A 17,542-nucleotide genomic window follows, 5' to 3' on the forward strand; every position below is an offset into this window, starting at 1 on the left:
TGCCGCAGCAGCTGCGCGGTTGACCTGACAACGTGGTGAAGCCCCTGGTAGATGGGTTTTCGACCAAGAGAACCGCGTCCATCAGAGGCTTCACGTGCTTGTCTACCCGTCGGGCGTCGACGTGTCCAGCTCTGCCCTGCGCTTCCTCAGCCAGCAGCTGCGGCGGCACCGTCGCGCCATCGGCTCACGCTGGCGGCGCCTGAGCGCCGGCCGCCAAGCCCTGCTCACACTCGCCCATCTTCGGGTGGGTCATACGTATGCCCAGATTGCAGCAGGATTCGGCGTGGGCACCACGACGGCCTACCGCTACGTCACCGAGGCTGTCGAGCTCCTGGCCGCCCTTGCCCCCTGCCTGGCGGACACAGTGCGAACCGCGTCGGTGAAGGCGTATCTGATCCTGGACGGCACGCTCCTGCCGATCGACCGCATCGCCGCCGACCGCCCGTTCTACTCCGGCAAGCACAAGAAGCACGGGATGAACGTGCAGGTCATCGCAGATCCCTTCGGCCACTTGCTGTGGGTCTCACCGGCCATGCCCGGTGCGGTCCACGACGTCCGTGCGGCCCGTGAACACGGCATTGTCGGCGCCCTCACCGAGGCTGACATCAAGTGCTGGGCGGACAAAGGCTACCGGGCGCCGGCGGCACGGTCCGGATCCCGTACTGGGGCAGGTGGGAGACACCCTCCGCAGGTCAGAAGGCGGCGAACCGGTCCCACGCGAAGATCCGGGCCCTCGTGGAGCAGGCCATCGCGACCCTCAAGTGCTGGAGGCTCCTCCGCAAACTGCGGTGCTCGACGACCCGGATCACCAGCCTCGTACAGGCCGTCCTCACCCTCCATCTGACCAGCTCAGAGTGAAGATGGAAAAGGCTCACTGAGCATTTTCAGCGTGGCCACTGTTCGGGTGACGGTGGCAGGGTGAGGGCGAGGTAGGTCCGCAACAGACAGGGCTCCCGTGCCGTTGAGCTGTCCGGCAGAGCGCTGAGGCTGTTCAGCACTACGGCAGCGTGCGGGACCAGCAGCACCAGGCCGACCACGTCGGCGGGTCCTCGGGGGGCGCCGGTCTGCGTGGCGGGTTCTGCTGCGGCTTTCAGCGGGCGAGCGGCATTTCCGTAAAAGCCAGCAGGTCCGGGCCCGGTGCCGGGCGGCTGGTGTCGCGTACCAGCGGGTGCAGCCGCGACCGGCAGCTCGTCCAGCCCGGCCGAGGGAGCGCCACGTTAACTCGACACTTCCTCCCGTCGCCGGTCATCGCTGGCCGTGGCGGGGATGGCGTTGTCGATGAGGACGGCGGCGATGGCGGCGGCGGTGGGGAAGGCGTCGGCGTTGAGGACACGGGTGCGGGCCGCGGCGCCGTCGATGAGCAGCGCGAGCTGCTCGCCGAGCTGTTCAGGGTCGGCGGCGCCGGCTTCGCGGGCGGTGTCGGCGAGCCGCGCGGCGACGGCTCTCTTGTAGTCGCGTGCGTACTGGGACGCGGGGTGCTGGGGGTCGTTCAGTTCGACGGCGGCACCGATGTAGGGGCACAGGGGGGTGGTGGGGGGGATGTCGAAGGCGGCGAGGAGTCGCTCGCGGGGCGTGAGGTCAGTGCGGTCGAACACGCCGGACAGAACGGAGGGGTCGAACCGGCGCAGGTACTCGGCGACGAGTTCGTCCTTGCCAGTGAAGTGCTGGTAGGCCGTGCGCTTGGACACCTCCGCCACCGCACAAAGCTGGTCCATGCCGGTGCGGTTGATGCCCTGCTCGCGGAACAGCTGCTGGGACGCGCTGAGGATGCGCTCGCGGGCGCCCCGGCCGCGGCGGCGGCCCGTGGGGCCCTTCTCCAACTCCGTCATGGCTCCACCCTACCGCAACTGGGTAACGACCGGTGTACATAGTTTGCGTCCTCACCGCCCGCCCCGTACCGTAAGCACACAGGGCGGTGTACATAACACCGTCACCCCAGTGCGCACGGCACCACCGACCCAAGGGAATGGCTATGGGAAAGCTCGACGGCAAGGTCGCGGTCATCACCGGCGGCTCCACCGGCATGGCGCTGGCCGGCGCGAAGCTGTTCGTCGATGAGGGAGCGCACGTCTTCATCACCGGCCGCCGCCAAGGCGCCCTGGACGAGGCCGTGAAGCAGATCGGCCGCAACGTCACCGGCGTCCAGGGCGACGCCTCCGACCTGGAGGACCTGGACCGCCTGTACGACACCGTCAAGCGGGAGAAGGGCAGCCTTGACGTGCTGTGGGCCAGCGCCGGAGGGGGCGAGCCTGCCCCGCTCGGCGAGATCACCGAGGTCCAGTTCGACACCTGGTTCGGGCTCAATGCCCGCGGCACCCTGTTCACCGTCCAAAAGGCCCTTCCGCTCTTCAACGACGGCGGCTCCATCCTCATGACCGGCTCCAACGCCTCCCTCGGCGCCTTCCCCGGCTGGAGCGTCTACGCCGGCAGCAAGGCCGTCCAGCAGGCATGGGCCCGAATCTGGCTCAACGAGCTCAAGGACCGCCGGATCCGCGTCAATGTCCTGACCCCCGGCCAGGTCGCCACCGCCAAGCAGGAAGAACTCTTCGACGAGGCCACCAAGCGCCAGTTCGAGTCCCTCATCCCCCGCGGCCAGATGGGCCGCCCCGATGAGATCGCCACCGCCGCCCTCTTCCTCGCCTCCGACGACTCCAGCTACGTCAACGGCATGGAACTCGTCGCCGACGGCGGCACCACCGCCATCTGAACCGAACAACACACAATCAGGGCAGGACATCTCATGAGCAGCATCAGCATCATCGGCACCGGGAACATGGCCCGCACCATCGGCGCGCGGGCGATAGCGGGCGGCAACACCGTCGAGGTCATGGGCCGCAATCAGTCCAAGGCCGCTGACCTGGCTAAGGCTCTCGGCGGCGGCACCACGACGGGAGAATGGGGGACCGCCCCGGCCGGGGACATCGTCATCGTGGCCCTGTTGTACGACGGTGTCGTGCCGGCCGTCGCCCAGTACGGAGACGCTCTCTCGGGCAAGGTCATCGTCGACATCAGCAACCCTTTCAATTCCACGTTCGACGGGCTAGCCCACCGCGAGGAAACCTCGATCGCGCAGGAAGTCGCCAAGGCCGCCCCGGCCAGCGCCAGTGTGGTGAAGGCGTTCAACACCATCTTCCGTCATGTCCTGGAGAAGGGGCGGCCCGACGTCTTCCTCGCCGGCGATAACGCGCAGGCCAAGGCAAGTGTGGAGGCGTTCATCGAGAGCCTCGGGCTGCGCCCGCTGGACGTCGGCGGCCTGAAAATGGCGCACTGGCTGGAAGGAGCGGGCGTGGTCACGGTGGGCCTCGCCAACCACGGGGTGGGGAACTTGAACTTCGCCCTCAGCGTCACCGAACTTCCCGTCTGAGCAAACGATTTACTGAGCCTTTTCGGAGCGGCTGCCGATCGGGGGACGGAGCTGGCGTGAGGGCGGGGTGCGCAACGCACAGCGCTCCCGTGCCGTTGAGGGAGGTGTCCGTTGCCTCAACTCAGCAGCACAGGAGCCCTGTTGGTTCCCTACCCGGCCGCACTCGACCTCCCGCACACCCTGGTCGAGTGGGTCACGATGCTCATCGTCACCCGTGAGGGTGACAGGCGCTGCAAACTCCCGCCGCACCGGCGCGCACTCGTCGCGCTGGTGTACCTGCACCGCCACGACACCCTCGCCCGGATCGCGGCCGGCTTCGGGATATCCGTCGGCACAGCCCATGCCTACGTGACCACCGTCACGAGCCTGCTCGCCGACCGGGCCCCGGGCCTGCTGAAGACGCTGCGCGAGTACGGTCCCGAGTTCGTCCTTCTGGACGGCACCCTCGCCGAGTGCGACCGCGTCGGCGGCAGCCGCGCTGATTACTCCGCCAAGCACCGCCGCCACGGCGTGAACGTCCAGGTCGTAACCGATCCGATCGCCGAGGTTCTGTGGATCTCGCCCGCACTGCCGGGCCGCACCCCCGACCTGACCGCGGCCCGCACCCACAAGATCATCCGGATCTGCGAACGCCAGGGTGTCCCCATCCTCGCCGACCGCGCCTACACCGGTGCCGGCCTGCACGTCACTACTGGCCTGAGACGTCCGCCCGGCGGGGAACTCACCCCCACCCAGCGCACCGTGAACCGTGCCCTCGCCCAGACCCGAGCTCCCGTCGAACGCGGCATGGCGCGACTGAAGTCCTGGCAGATCTTCCGCAGATCCCGCATCAGCCCAAACCGCATGACCATCATCGCCAAAGACATCCTCGCCCTTGAGAGGCAACGCTGAAAATGCTCACTGTCTCCGGCAACCTTTTCGTGAACTGCCGAGAATTACCACAGTCGTGAGAAAGCTTGCCGGGAATTTCCTGCCGATTACATCCGAAGAAGCACGAAGATGAATTCCTTCAACTCGGCGCACACGCCCAGAGGAATCATTACTGAATCGGCCCGGAGTTGTCACGCTTCAAAACCGGCCGATGCCCCAGCGTCACACTGTTTCGAAATCGGTTTACCGGGTTGAATGGCGGGAAAGCCGTCATTAGTGCTTCGGGCAGAGGGCACGTCCGTGGGAGCGATCAGCTCCGAAGGACGGGTGTCTCCCTTCATCCGTGCGTGCGCCCCATGGTGTTCTGCCCAGTCGGCAACCCCATGAGGGAGTTGTAAACACCATGCGCAGTACGATCACCACGAAGCGGCATACGCACTACGACGCCCCCGATACCGCTGCCCCGTTCGCCCACCTGGATGGTCTCCCCGACGGGCCCGAGCGACAGGCTCTGCGCGACGAGATCGTGCAGGCGTGGATGCCCATGGCGGAGCGAATCGCCGGCAAGTATCGCGGCCGGGGCGAGTCCGTCGAGGATCTGACCCAGGTCGCCGCGTTGGGCCTGCTCAAGTCCGTCGACCGTTACGAACCAGGCCGGGGCAACGCGTTCGAGAGTTATGCGGTCCCGACCATCGTCGGAGAGATCAAGCGTCACTTCCGCGACCACATGTGGGTCCTGCACGTGCCGCGCCGGGTCCAGGAGGCGCGTAACAGGGTGCGCACCGCCATGAAGGAGCTGGCACCGACGCTCTCGGGCCGCCGGCCCACCGTCACTGAGATCGCCGACTACGCACACCTGACGGAAGACGACGTACGCACCGGTCTGGAAGCCCTGGACAGTTTCGCGACCCTGTCCCTGGACGCCGAACTGCCCGGCGGTGACAACGGATACACGCTGACCGACGCACTGGGCGAGTCCGATGCCGGTTTCGACCTGGTCGTCGACCGCGAAGCCGTCAAGCCCGCTCTGCGCACCCTTCCCGAGCGCGAGCGGACAATCCTCTACCTGCGGTTCTTCTGCGGCATGACACAGAGCCGCATCGCGGAACAGCTCGGCATCTCGCAGATGCACGTATCGCGTCTGCTCAGCAGCAGTTGCGCGTCGCTGCGCGAGGAGGTGCTCTCGGATCGACGAGCAGAATGAGCCACACGGAGGGTGGCAGAGACCCCAGCCACACGGAGGGTGGCAGGGTCCCCAAGAAAGCGCCACGCTCCGTCGACACCCATTCATCGACCGGGCCATGCCATGCCGCCCCTGGAGAGGCGCCGGTCCTTGTCGAACCGGGCTCCCACGGGCGGGCCTTCGTCTCGTGCGCCTCCCGGCTGCCGAATCCGCGCCGTCAGTGGACTTCTTCGAGCCTGCCCGTGGCCACGTCGAAGACGAAGCCCCGAATACGCTCCTTGTGCACGATGAAGGGGTCCGCCTTGATCCGCGCGATCGACTGCCGGACGTCCGTCGCCAGATCCCCGAAGGCCTCCGCGGCCCACGGTGGACGGATACCGGTGTCCTCCTGGACCGCGTCCTTGAAACCGTCGTCGGTGAAGGTCAGCATGCCGCAGTCGGTGTGGTGGATGAGGATGACCTCCTCGGTGCCCAGGAGACGTTGGCTGATGACGAGCGAGCGGATCTCGTCCTGCGTGATCACGCCGCCGGCGTTGCGGACGACATGTGCCTCCCCATCGTTGAGGCCGAGGATCGCGTACACGTTCAGCCGCGCGTCCATGCATGCCACGACGGCGAGTTGCTTGGAGGGCGGCAGAGGGAGGGGGCCGGAGAAGGTCTCGGCGTACCGGGCGTTGTTGAGCAGGAGCTGATCGGTCACGGACATGACGGACCTCGGTTCTCGTGCGGTGCGGCTCGGGCGGGGAAGGGCCGGCGGCTCCGGAACACCCGGGCCGCAGGACGGGCTCACATGTCCCGGCGACAGAATCCGTCGAAGAGATCATCACGACGCGAGGGCCAGAAGCCCGTCAGCGTGATGAAGAAGGTCGGCATCACACCAGTGAACCCGTTGGCATCCGAGTCGGCAATGCAAAGCGTGTTCGGCTGTGCTTCGAGGCACCCGCGATGTTCCGCGGGGCGGACAGTTCGTGGTGCGGTGCCACCCGACGCCGTACCCCTTCTCCGTGATCCGCGAAGCCATGGTGTGCCGCCTGGTCGTCGACCTGTGCCGCCGTACGGCTTCACGGCCGGCGGCGGATTTCCTTCCCCTCGTCCCGCGGGTCAGCTCCCCCCTGCCATATGCCGTTCGCCCGCCGGGAACGTGGTGTTCCCGGCGGGCGAACGGTCCGAATCGGCGGGGTGTTACGGGACGAGCCTGAGGAGCTTGTTGGGCGAGCCGGTGCCGATGCCGGTCAGGACGTTTGATGTGGCGCCGCTGACCAGGGCGCCGGCTACCTGGGCCGGAGTGGCCGTGGGGTGGCTGGTGAGGTAGACGGCAGCCGCGCCCGACACGTGCGGGGCGGCGAACGACGTGCCCGACCCGGTGTAGGTGGCGGTGTCGGAACTGTTCCACCCGGCGGTGATGTCCGATCCGGGGGCGAACAGGTCAACCCTGGAGCCGTAGTTGGAGTAGCTGGCCCTGGCGTCGCTACTGGTGGTGGCGCCGACGGTGATGGCGCTGCTCACCCGGGCGGGGGAGTAGTTCGCGGCGTTGGCGCCGGAGTTGCCGGCCGCGATGGAGTAGGTCACTCCGGAGGCGATCGAGTTGCTGACCGCGGTGTCCAGGGAGGTGCTGGCGCTGCCTCCGAGGGAGACGTTGGCCACGGACGGGCTGGTGTGGTTGGCGGTGATCCAGTCGACCCCGGCGATCACTCCGGCCGTGGTGCCGGAACCGTCGTTGCCGAGGACCCGGACCGCCACGATCTTGGCCTTCTTGGCGACTCCGTAGGTGCTGCCCGCGACGGTGGTGGCGACGTGGGTTCCGTGGCCGTAGCCGTCCTGGGCGGTGGAGTCGTTGTCGACGAAGTCGTAGCCGTAGGAGGCCCGGCCGCTGATCTCCGCGTGGGAGATCCGGACGCCGGTGTCCAGGACGTAGACGGTGGCCCCGCCGCCCGCGGTGTCGGGGTAGGTGTAGGTGCCGCTCAACGGGCGAGCCGCCTGGTCGATCCGGTCCAGTCCCCAAGGGGCTTTGGACTGGGTGGCGTCGACGTGGACCTTCTGGTCCTGCTCGACAGTGGCGACGGACGGGTCGGCGGCGAGTCTGCGGGCCTCGGTGGAGGTGAGGGTCGCGGTGTAACCGTTGAGCGCGGAACCGAAGGTGCGCTTCACCTTGCCGCCGTAGCCGGATATCAGGTTCCTGCCGTTGGCGGAGGCGGCCTTGATGCCCGCCGAGGTCTTGAGGGTGACGATGTAGCTGCCGGGGACGGCCGTGGCCGACCCGGCGTGCAGCACCCGGCCTTCGGCCGAGGCCGCGTGTGCCGGTAACGCGGTTCCCGCTCCCAGGGCTGCGGCGGTGACGGTCGTCGCGATCGCCGCGGCGATCCGCCGCCCGGTGGTATGGATCAGTGTCATCGCGAGGGTTCCTTCTCGATCGGTGGCGCGCTGTGCGGGCGCGCTCGATGGGACATCGCTTCACACATCACCGGAGGCCGGAGTCAGCGCCTGCGGTCTCTCCACCGTTGAACACCGCGGACCGGGGGAACAAGGGAAAACGAGTTTTGTCATATCCCTGCCATGGCGCGTGCACGACACGCAACGGAGCGTCATGTGGGCGCAAAGAAGCTGCAGTGGTGGAGGGGGGCCGGCTGTGCTGAGCACCGACGGCCACGGGGTCGGCCGACGGACCGTCATGAAGACCGTGAGGGCCGTGAGGGCGATGAAGGCGATGGGGGCATGAGAGCCATCTGGGTCACGGGGGAGTCGTGGCCTTCACATGCTCAGCGCTGCGTCAGCTCCAACTCCAGCAGCCACTCGACGACTTCCGTGTGGTGCCGGGCCTGCCGCGGATCGGCGCCCCACGCGTACAGCCCGTGCCCGGCCACGACCACAGCCGGCATCCGTGGATCCCGCGCCGCCTCCAGCCGGTCCCCGAGCACCTTCATGTCCTGGCTGTTGCGGATGACCGGCAGCGTCACCTCGACGTCATGGGCCGGCTGGCCGACGCCCTTGAGCATCTCCAGGTCTTTGAAGACGATCCCGCCCGGCTGCCGGTACCCCATCGCCACCGAGGCCACGGTGTGCACGTGGACCACCGCGCCCGAACCTGTCAACGCGGCGACCCGCGCGTGCAGTTCGGCCTCGGCCGATGGCCTGCCCGCGCCGACCGGGGCGCCCTCTCCGTCGACCAACACGACGTCCGCGGGCGTCAGTTCGCCCTTGTCGTGGCCGCTCGCGGTGACCGCGAGCCGCAGCGGGTTCCGGGAGAGCACCACGGACAGGTTGCCGGACGTGCCGCGCATCCATCCGAAGGAGGCGAACCGGGCGGACTCCGCGGCGAGGACCGCCCCCGCCTCATCGAGGTCGAACGCGGTGATGTCGGCGGTCATGTGCTGCTCCCGGCTGTGCTGACGCTGATCTCCTCGAACGTTCCCGCCTGCGCGTGGTTGCCGACGCCCTGCTCGAAGTACGGCTCTCCGGGACGCCGGATCCCGACGGTGAGCCAGCCCGCCGAGCGGGCCGCGTCCAGCTCGCCGGGCCGGTCGGAGAGGAACAGAAGCCGCTCGGGCGCGAGACCTGTAGACCGAGCGATACGGCGGTACGACTCCGGTTCCTGCTTGGGGCCGGCGTTCTCGGTGTCGTAGAGGCCGAAGACCAGGGGCAGCAGATCGCCCTCGGGGGTCGAGGAGAACCACGCCCGCTGGGCCGCCACCGAACCGGACGAGTAGACGTACAGTCGCAGGCCCGCCGCGTGCCAGGCGCGCAGGGCCGGTACGACGTCGTCATAGAAGTGCGCGACGAGGTCGCCGTGTGCGAAGCCCGCCGACCAGATGAGGCCCTGGAGGGTCTTGAGCGGGGTCGCCTTGCGGTCCTCGTCGAGCCAGGCACCCAGCGTCTTCACGACGGCGGCCGCGTCGGCGTGCGGGTCGCCGGTCAGCTCGCGCACCTGCGCGACCGCCCGTGCCACCTCCGGATCACCGCCCCGCTCGGAGAGCAGTGCCGCGAAGCGGGAACGCGAGTACGGGTACAGCACGTCCACGACGAAGCCCGTGGCGCTCGTGGTGCCTTCGATGTCGAGCACCACGGCGGCCGCGTCGAAGCGGAGGGCCGGAGCCGGCAGGCTCACGCCGCGGACCTGTCCGCCTCGTACCGGACCGCGATCGTGTCGTAGTCCGGGAAGCGGGAGGAGATGGTCGAGCCCGTGAAATTGCCGATCCAGCCGTCCTCCTCGTGGAAGAAGCGGATCGCGGTGAACGACGGCTTCGTGCCCATGTCGAACCAGTGCGTGGTGCCGCGCGGCACGCCCAGGAGGTCGCCCCTCTCGCAGAGGACCGCGTGCACCTCGCCGTTGACGTGCAGGTAGAAGATGCCGGAGCCGGAGACGAAGAAGCGGACCTCGTCATCGTCGTCGTGCGTGTGCTCGCGCAGGAACTTCTCGCGCGCGGTCTTCGCCTTCGCCGGGTACTCGGGGTCGTCGCTCGGGTGCAGGCCGAGGACGTCGACCGTGGTGAAGCCCTCCTCGGCGCTCAGCCTGTCGATCTCCGGGCCGTAGGCGGCGAACACGGTCTCGCTGCCGGCGTCGAACGGCACGTCCTCGTGGATCGGCCACCGCTCGTAACGCACGCCGAGCGGCTTGAGCGATTCCGCGATCTCGGCAGGGTCCGAGGTGCGGCGGATCAGGGTCTCGGGACCGGAATCGGACCAGGTGGTCAACAGGGTCATCAGAGCAACTCCAGAGACTGGACGGGAAGTCCGGATAGCGACACGGACACCGGACGGGGCGGATCGGCCCGCGGAGAAGGAAGCGGAGGCGGCGCGCGGCAGCGGCGGACAGCGATCAGCCGCGACACCGCGCGCCGGTACAGCGCCGCATGCCGGGCATGGAGAGCGCGTTCACGCGTGGTGTCGCCATCGGGGCCTCACTGTGCCGGATCGGGTGCCGGTCCCGTGATGGTAACTCCAGGCCGAACAGCCCTCGGGGATACCGTAGTTGTTGTCTCATTTGGCGACAGAGAAGCCGCCGGCAAGGCGTCCGACCGGCTGGAAGTCGCCGGGTGAGCGCGTGCGGCGCCCGCCCTGACTTCAGCCGACTGCGAGACCGGGTGCAGGCGGCCATCCTGGCCTACGAGAGCGGGCTGATCCGCCCGCGCGGAGTTCCCGCCGACTGACTCCCCGCGGTCACAGCGCTCGCGCCGCGTACGCCCGGACATCCGCGTCCGGGTCGGCCGTCGCCGTGGCCAGGGCCGCGCGGGCGTCCTCGGCGGCACGGTGCCGGGTCAACGCCAGTACGGCGGCCTTGCGAACGTCGGCGTTCGGGTCGGCGAGAGCCTTGGCCAGGGCAGGGACGGCCAGGCCGGGGTCCGCGCCCGACAGGGCTGTGGCGGAGCCGACCCGGACCTGCCAGGCCTCGTCGGACAGGGCGGCCACGGCAAGCGCGTCCAGCGGCGCCGGGCAGCCTGTGGTGCCCAGTGCCTCGTAGGCGGCCGCACGCACCAGGGCGTCGGGATCGTCGATCAGCTCGGACAGGGCCGAGTGAGCCGCGCCGGGGCCGGGGCCCGTCGATGTGGTGTCGGCGATCTGGTTCGCGACGGTGGTGCCCAGTGCCTTGGCGATCGTGACGCGGACCTCGCGGGACGGATCCCCGGCCGCGCGGGCCACCTCCGCGGTGGCGTCGACCGACACGAGCGCACGCACGGCCGCGATGCGGACGGCGACGCTCGAGTCCGACAGGGAGTCCCGGAACAGTGCGGCGTCACCGAGACGCAGGGCGCGCAGGACGTCCAGCGCGGCGGCCCGCACGACGGGGTCGGCTCCGGACAAGGCGGCGGCGAGGCCGTCGCGCAGCGCCGGTTCGGGCGGCAGCGTCTCGACGAGTTCACGCAAGGAGCCGGCCGCGGCCTCACGCACACCGGCGTCGGCGTCGACGAGTGCCGTGGCGAGGGCGGGTCCGGTGCCGGGCGGCACGGTCTCGGTCAGGACCGTGACGGCCGTCCGGCGGACGATGGGATCGGCATCGCTCAAGTAGGGGGCGACGGAGGACAGTTCAGCTTCCTCCTCCGCGAGCGAGAGGAGTTCGAGGAGGCGCGGTGTGGTCGGCGCGTCCGTGGCGGTACCGCGGTGGACGGTCGCGCTGCCCGGTGCGGCCCCCTGCTGCATCGTCACCGGTGCCGCTTCCCGGGCGCCGGCCGTCGCCACCTGCTCCGGGTGGACCTCGCCCAGATGGCGGGAGGGGCCGCCGACCGGGGTGAAGCCGTCGACCGGAACCAGATACGGAGCCACCGGACGGGTGGTGAACTCCATGGTTCCGGACGGCGACTTGTACAGGTCGAGGTGGTGGAACCAGGAGGTGTCGTCGCGCTGAGGGTGGTCGAGGCGGTCGTGGTAGAGGCCCCAGCGGGACTCCGTGCGTGCCAGCGACGCGCGCGCGGCCATCTCCGCGCAGTCGCGGATGAAGGTGACCTCGGCGCAGCGCATCAGCTCGTGGGGGGTGCGGGCGCCCATCTCCGCGATGTCGTCGCGCATCCGCTCGAACGCCTCCAGGGCGAGGGAGAGGCGGGCGCCGGACTTCGGCGGGGCCACATAGTCGTTCACGAAGCGGCGCAGTTTGTACTCGACCTGGGTCTGCGGCGGGCCGTCCGGGTTGCGCAGGGGGCGGTAGACCAGTTCGTGAGCCTCGCGCAGTTGGCCGGACGGCAGTTCCCCCTCGTACGCCGTGTACCGGGCCGCGTCCGCGCCCGCCAGGTCGCCGAACACGAACGCGCCGATCATGTAGTTGTGCGGGACACAGGCCAGGTCTCCCGCGGCGTACAGACGCGGCACGGTCGTACGGGCGTGGTCGTCCACCCGTACTCCCGAGGCCGAATGGCCGCCGCACAGACCGATTTCGGAGATGTGCATCTCGATGTCGTGGGTGCGGTAGTCGTGGCCGCGGCCGGAGTGAAAGGTGCCCCGGGTCGGACGCTCGGTCGAGTGCAGGATCGACTCCAGGGCCGCGACCGACTCCTCCGGGAGGTGGCTCAGCTTCAGGTACACCGGGCCGCGGTCGGACGCCACCTCCGCCGCGAACTCGGCCATCATCTGACCGGACCAGTAGTCGGAGTCGACGAAGCGTTCGCCGTGCCGGTTGACCTGGTAGCCGCCGAAGGGGTTCGCCACGTAGGCGCAGGCCGGGCCGTTGTAGTCCTTGATCAGCGGGTTGATCTGGAAGCACTCGATACCGGTGAGTTCGGCACCCGCGTGGTACGCCATGGCGTAGCCGTCGCCCGCGTTGGTCGGGTTCTCGTACGTGCCGTACAGGTAACCGGAGGCGGGCAGGCCGAGGCGGCCGCAGGCGCCGGTCGCCAGGATCACGGCGCCCGCGCGGACGGTGACGAACTGCCCCGTACGGGTGTTGAATCCCGCCGCGCCCACTGCCTGCCCCCGCACCGTCAGCACGCGGACCGGCATCACCCGGTTCTCGATGCGGATCCGCTCCCGCATCTCGCGCCGTCGCAGCTGCCGGTAGAGAACCTTCTTGACGTCCTTGCCCTCCGGCATGGGCAGCACGTAGGAGCCGGAGCGGTGCACCTGGCGGACCGCGTACTCGCCGTGCTCGTCCTTCTCGAACTTCACCCCGTACGACTCGAGGCGCTGCACCATGGCGAAGCCGCGGGTCGCGGTCTGGCGGACGGTGGACTGGTCGACGATGCCGTCGTTGGCGCGGGTGATCTCGGCGACGTAGTCGTCGGGTTCGGCGCGGCCCGGGACGACGGCGTTGTTGACGCCGTCCATGCCCATGGCGAGGGCGCCGGAGTGGCGGACGTGGGCCTTCTCCAGCAGGATCACGTTCGCGCCGTGCTCCGCGGCGGTCAGCGCCGCCATGGTGCCGGCGGTGCCGCCCCCGATGACGAGGACGTCGCAGCTCAGCTCCTCGGCGTCGCCGAGGGCGGGGATCTGCAGGGGGGTGTTCACGGGAGTGGTCACCGGTGTGCCTTTCAGGTACCGAGCGAGGAGAGGACTTCGCGTCGCAGCGTCACGCGTGCCGGGTCGTCGTGCGCCGTGCGGTCGCGCGGCCGAGGCACGGCTCGTAGCGCGGCGAGCCGGCCGGAGCCGAGCAGCGCCACCCGGTCGCCGAGGAACAGGGCCTCGTCGACGTCATGGGTGACGAACACGACGGTCGCGCCCGTGCCCCGCAGCACCTCCACCAGAAGATCCTGCATACCGGCGCGGGTCTGGGCGTCGAGGGCGCCGAAGGGCTCGTCCATGAGGACGGCGCGCGGCGCCGGCGCCAGGGCGCGGGCCAGTTGCGCGCGTTGGCGCTGGCCTCCGGAGACGCGGTGCGGCAACTGCCGGGACTGTTCGGCGAGTCCGACCCGGGTGAGCCAGGACTCGGCCTGGGCGCGGCGGTCTGTACGCGGCAACCCCTGGATGGCGAGCGGCAGTTCGACGTTCGCGCGCAGGGTGCGCCAAGGAAGGAGAGCGTCCTCCTGGAAGATCAGGGCGCGGTCGGCGGAGGGGCCCGTCAGCCGGCGGGTGTCCTGGGTCACCTCTCCGGCGAGCGGAGACAGCAGCCCGGCCAGCGTGCGCAGCAGCGTCGACTTGCCGCAGCCGGACGGGCCCACGACGGTGAGGATCTCGCCGGGAGCCACGTCGAGGTCCACCCCGTCCAGCACGGGCGCGCCCGGGCGGCCGAGGGTGGCATGGCGCAGTGCGAGCCCCGCCCCGGGGCGCGACGGTGAACGGACGTCAGACAAGCTGGTCATGGGGCACGTCCTCCTCGGTCCTGGACGCCACCGGTACGGGGGTGGCGGTACCGTGAACCCGTCGCGGGACCCGCGCCCCGGGCACGTACGACGTACGCGGCAGCCAGTGGGTCAGGCGACGGCCCAGGAGCTCCACGGCCGTGGAGGTGATCCAGCCGAGGACTCCGATCGTGACCATCCCGACGAACACCCCCGGATAGTTGACGATCGTGTAGTCCTGCCAGGTGCGGTAGCCGACGCCGTACTGGCCGGAGATCATCTCGGCTGAGATGACGCAGATCCACGAGACGCCGAGGCCGACCGACAGGCCGCCGAAGATGCCGGGCAGCGCGCCCGGCAGGACGACCGAGCCGAGGATCCGCAGGCGGCCGCCGCCCATGGTGCGCACCCCCTCTTCCCACACCGGGGTCAGCGCGCGGACGGCGTGCCGGGTGGAGACCAGGACGGGGAAGAAGGCGGCGGTGAAGGTGATGAAGACGATGCCCTGTTCGTTGGAGGGCAGGAGGAGGATCGCCACGGGGACGAGGGCGATGGCCGGGATGGGCCGGATCACTTCCAGCAGCGGGCCGAGCAAGTCCTCGGCGAGGCGGGAGCGGGCGACGAGTACGCCCGTGGCCACGCCCAGGACGGCGGCGAGCAGGAAGCCGGTGAGGATGCGCGTAAGGCTGTCGGTGAGGTCCGTCCAGTAGTCGGGGCCGGACAGGCGGTCGGTGAAGGTGCGGGCCACGTCGGCGACCGTGGGGAACTGCGAGAAGCGCAGCCACAGGTCGACGTTCCGGCTGGTCAGCAGCTGCCAGATGCCGAGGGCGGCCGCCAGTGAACCAAGGCGCAGTGCGAACCGGCCGGCCCGCCGCGGATACCGGGGTGTGAACCGGCCGGTCCGGTGCGCGTCCCGGGTCATGAGGCCCGCCGCAGCGCGTCGGCGTATGTGATGACGCGGGCGCCGCCGTGCCCGGCCACGTACGCCTTCGCGGTCGCCGGTGCGACGAAGGGGAGGAGCCGGTCCCCGTCGGCCGCCCAGACCGCCTTGTCGGCGAACCACAGGGTGCCGGTGGTGGCGTCGGGAACGTAGGCGGCGCGGATCGCGTCCTTGTGCTGGGCGACGTAACGCAGCAGCGCTGTGGGGGACTTGAAGGTACGGGTCCGCTCGGCGTCCTTGAGCCACACCTCGCCCGCGACCGGTGCGGGCGTCGCGGCGAGGCCCTTGGCGTAGGCGGCACCGAGAGCCTTCCTGACGTACTGGTCGTCGACGAAGGCGTCCACGTCCACGTCGCCGGTGAGCTTCGCCGACCTGAGGATCGCCACGTCCCGCTTCAGAGCGGAGACGAGCTGCGGCTTGATCGCCGGGGCGAAGGTGGAGATGCCGTGGGCGCCGTTGTAGAGGTAGACGACCTCGGCGGGCAGGCCGGTGGCCTCGGCGACCTTCTCGGCGGCGGGGACGGGGTGGGCGTTGAGATAGTCCGTGGCCTCCGCCTGAGCCTTGAGGAAGGCTTCCAGGACGGCGGGCCTCTCCTTGGCGAAGTCCGCGCGGGCGGTGACACCGTGGAAGGTCGGCAGGTTCAACTGGGCGCCGTCGTAAAGGGCCTTGGCCTTGCCCTGGTAGGCGAGCAGACCCGGCCAGGCGACGAACTGCGACAGCGCGTCCGCACTGCCCCCGGAGAGGGCGGAAGCCCCCACAGCCGGCTGCTGGTTGAGCTTCTCGATGTCCTTGTCCGGGTCGATGCCGGAGCGTTGCAGGGCGCGTATGAGTGTGCCGTCGGCAGCCGAACCGATGCTCGTCGAGACCTTCTTGCCCTTCAGGTCCGCGAGGGAACGGAGCTGGGAGTCGGGGGCGGTGACGATGGTGTTGAGGCCACCGCGGAGGTTGTATCCGGTGACCGAGACGAGATGGGTGGGGCGGCCGAGCTGCTTGCCCCGGGCCGCGTTGATGAGCAGCGGGAAGTCACCCATCGAGCCGATGTCGATCTTCCCGGCGGTCATCTGGGCGGTGATGGGGGCACCGGTGGCGTAGTCCTGCCAGTCGACCTTGTAGGTGTGGCCGTCGTGGAGGGCGTTGAGGTCCTTCTCGAAGTAGCCGAGCGAGCGGAGGAGGGTGCCTGCCGTGACCGTGTTGATGGTCTTGGACTGGTAGCCGACGGTGACGGTGACGGTGGAGCCCTCGCCTCCCGCCGTGGCGCTGCCGCCGCAGGCCGTCAGGGGGAGGAGAAGGAGAGAGCTTGCGACAACTGCTTTGAATTTCATGGGAGTTCTGTGCCTTTCACCGGAGCAGGTAGGGCATGTTGACCGTGACGGCTCCGGTGGGACAGCGGGCCGCGCACGGGCCGCAGTACCAGCACTCGTCGACGTGCATGTACGCCTTGCCGCTGCCGTCGTCGATGGCGAGGGAGTCCAGCGGGCACATGTCCACGCAGAGCGTGCAGCCGTCGATGCACTTCGACTGGTCGATGGTCACGGGCACGTCGGCCCGCTGGGGTGCCAAGGGCATGGCTGTCTCCGGGAAGGTCGTACGGAGGAAAGGGACGGTGTCAGAGCGACCGGTGCAGAAGGCCGCTCATCGTGATGCGGTCGCCGCGGAATCGGATGAACTCCAGGTCGACCGGGCGGCCGTCGGCGAGGTGCGTGAGCCGTTCCAGCATGAGGACGGCCGCGCCGCGCGGGGCTTCGAGGACGGCGGCGGAGTGGGCGTCCGCCGTGACCGCCTCCAGGGTGATCTCGGCGTGACCGAGGGGCCGGCCGGTGATGGTCTCCAGGAGGCGGAAGACGTCGGTGTTCTCGAGGTCGGCGCCGAGCAGGGCGGTGCCGACGTCCAGGGGGATGTAGGTGAGGTCGAGGGAAAGAGGGAGACCACCCAGGCGGCGCAGGCGCTCGATGTAGAGGACGTCGGTGCCGGGCGGGACGTGCAGGCGCTCGGCGACGGGGGCGGGAGCCGGGGTGGGGCCCACCGTGCGGACCTCGTTGGTGACCCGGCCGTGTTCACGGAGGGTTTCGGCGAGGCCCATCAGGCGGTCGAGGCCGTGGGGATACTTCCGGGCGACGACCACGGTGCCGACGCCGGGCTGGCGTTCGACGAGGCCTTCGGCCCGTAGAAGGTCAAGGGCCTGGCGGACGGTGTTGCGGGAGGCCCGGTAGTCGTCGGCGAGGGTCGACTCGTGAGGCAGTGTGCCCGTGGGGAAGCCGCCCGTGAGGAGCAGACGGCGTAGGAGATCAGCCAGCTGCCGGGCCCGGTCGGCGCGCAGTCGACGCCGCGCCCGGTGGGCGGCGACGGTGGTCGCCCCCTGGCCGGCGTGGTCTCGGATGCGGTCGGTGGGAAGCACGGGTCGAACCCTATCCATCCGATAGGGATAGGCGTGTTGCTGAATTGTTGCGCCACCTGACGCATGGCCGAATGCCACCCTGACCTGGTGTTTT

At 69.6% G+C, this 17,542-nt stretch carries 16 protein-coding genes and 1 pseudogene; 5 read left to right on the forward strand and 12 right to left on the reverse strand.

Annotated features, from left to right (window positions below; genetic code table 11):
- The first annotated feature begins 94 nt into the window (after positions 1-94).
- Positions 95-858: pseudogene (locus ACWD68_RS15735) on the forward strand (IS5 family transposase).
- Positions 859-1,217: 359 nt separating this feature from the next.
- Here ACWD68_RS15735 and ACWD68_RS15740 read toward each other — a convergent pair.
- Positions 1,218-1,829, reverse strand: coding sequence for a TetR/AcrR family transcriptional regulator (locus ACWD68_RS15740; RefSeq protein WP_451806978.1), 612 nt, complete (start codon positions 1,827-1,829; stop codon positions 1,218-1,220).
- A 143-nt stretch (positions 1,830-1,972) separates the two neighbouring features.
- Between ACWD68_RS15740 and ACWD68_RS15745 the strand changes: the two genes are divergently transcribed.
- The 4 genes from ACWD68_RS15745 (at position 1,973) to ACWD68_RS15760 (ending at position 5,438) form a co-directional block, all read left to right on the forward strand.
- Positions 1,973-2,707: an SDR family NAD(P)-dependent oxidoreductase gene (locus ACWD68_RS15745; RefSeq protein WP_451806979.1), complete on the forward strand. Its 735-nt coding sequence runs from the start codon at positions 1,973-1,975 to the stop codon at positions 2,705-2,707.
- Between the two features lie 33 nt (positions 2,708-2,740).
- On the forward strand, positions 2,741-3,364 hold the full coding sequence (locus tag ACWD68_RS15750) for an NADPH-dependent F420 reductase (protein ID WP_451806980.1): 624 nt from the start codon (positions 2,741-2,743) through the stop codon (positions 3,362-3,364).
- 141 nt (positions 3,365-3,505) lie between these two features.
- Entirely contained in the window at positions 3,506-4,255 is a 750-nt protein-coding gene (locus ACWD68_RS15755; protein WP_451806981.1) for a transposase, read from the forward strand.
- Between the two features lie 382 nt (positions 4,256-4,637).
- Positions 4,638-5,438: a SigB/SigF/SigG family RNA polymerase sigma factor gene (locus ACWD68_RS15760; protein WP_451806982.1), complete on the forward strand. Its 801-nt coding sequence runs from the start codon at positions 4,638-4,640 to the stop codon at positions 5,436-5,438.
- Positions 5,439-5,634: 196 nt separating this feature from the next.
- Here the strand turns inward: ACWD68_RS15760 and ACWD68_RS15765 are convergent, their stop codons facing one another.
- From ACWD68_RS15765 to ACWD68_RS15815, 11 genes are all read right to left on the reverse strand, one after another.
- On the reverse strand, positions 5,635-6,123 hold the full coding sequence (locus tag ACWD68_RS15765; protein ID WP_451806983.1) for a beta-class carbonic anhydrase: 489 nt from the start codon (positions 6,121-6,123) through the stop codon (positions 5,635-5,637).
- 476 nt (positions 6,124-6,599) lie between these two features.
- Positions 6,600-7,808: a S8 family peptidase gene (locus ACWD68_RS15770; RefSeq protein ID WP_451806984.1), complete on the reverse strand. Its 1,209-nt coding sequence runs from the start codon at positions 7,806-7,808 to the stop codon at positions 6,600-6,602.
- Positions 7,809-8,173: 365 nt separating this feature from the next.
- A complete protein-coding gene (mtnB, locus tag ACWD68_RS15775; protein ID WP_451806985.1) occupies positions 8,174-8,782 on the reverse strand; it encodes a methylthioribulose 1-phosphate dehydratase in 609 nt (202 codons plus the stop codon).
- Positions 8,779-9,519 (reverse strand): acireductone synthase, encoded by a 741-nt coding sequence (gene mtnC, locus ACWD68_RS15780; protein ID WP_451806986.1) that lies wholly within the window; start codon positions 9,517-9,519, stop codon positions 8,779-8,781. Before mtnC ends, mtnB begins: the two co-directional genes overlap by 4 nt.
- Positions 9,516-10,115 (reverse strand): 1,2-dihydroxy-3-keto-5-methylthiopentene dioxygenase, encoded by a 600-nt coding sequence (locus tag ACWD68_RS15785; protein ID WP_451806987.1) that lies wholly within the window; start codon positions 10,113-10,115, stop codon positions 9,516-9,518. The genes mtnC and ACWD68_RS15785 overlap by 4 nt, the downstream gene beginning before the upstream one ends.
- 456 nt (positions 10,116-10,571) lie before the next feature.
- Positions 10,572-13,355 carry a fumarate reductase/succinate dehydrogenase flavoprotein subunit gene (locus ACWD68_RS15790; protein ID WP_451806988.1) on the reverse strand — a complete coding sequence of 928 codons (2,784 nt, stop codon included), beginning with the start codon at positions 13,353-13,355 and terminating at the stop codon, positions 10,572-10,574.
- An 11-nt stretch (positions 13,356-13,366) separates the two neighbouring features.
- Entirely contained in the window at positions 13,367-14,134 is a 768-nt protein-coding gene (locus tag ACWD68_RS15795; RefSeq protein ID WP_451806989.1) for an ABC transporter ATP-binding protein, read from the reverse strand.
- Complete coding sequence (locus ACWD68_RS15800; protein WP_451806990.1) at positions 14,118-15,035, reverse strand: ABC transporter permease; 918 nt, start codon at positions 15,033-15,035, stop codon at positions 14,118-14,120. The genes ACWD68_RS15795 and ACWD68_RS15800 overlap by 17 nt, the downstream gene beginning before the upstream one ends.
- Positions 15,032-16,375, reverse strand: a complete 1,344-nt coding sequence (locus tag ACWD68_RS15805) for an ABC transporter substrate-binding protein (RefSeq protein WP_451806991.1) — start codon at positions 16,373-16,375, stop codon at positions 15,032-15,034. The genes ACWD68_RS15800 and ACWD68_RS15805 overlap by 4 nt, the downstream gene beginning before the upstream one ends.
- Before the next feature lie 16 nt (positions 16,376-16,391).
- Positions 16,392-16,619 (reverse strand): 4Fe-4S dicluster domain-containing protein, encoded by a 228-nt coding sequence (locus tag ACWD68_RS15810; protein ID WP_385705641.1) that lies wholly within the window; start codon positions 16,617-16,619, stop codon positions 16,392-16,394.
- A gap of 40 nt (positions 16,620-16,659) precedes the next feature.
- On the reverse strand, positions 16,660-17,466 hold the full coding sequence (locus ACWD68_RS15815) for a GntR family transcriptional regulator (protein WP_451806992.1): 807 nt from the start codon (positions 17,464-17,466) through the stop codon (positions 16,660-16,662).
- Positions 17,467-17,542: the final 76 nt, after the last annotated feature.

The organism is Streptomyces sp. NPDC005141, assembly GCF_053599975.1.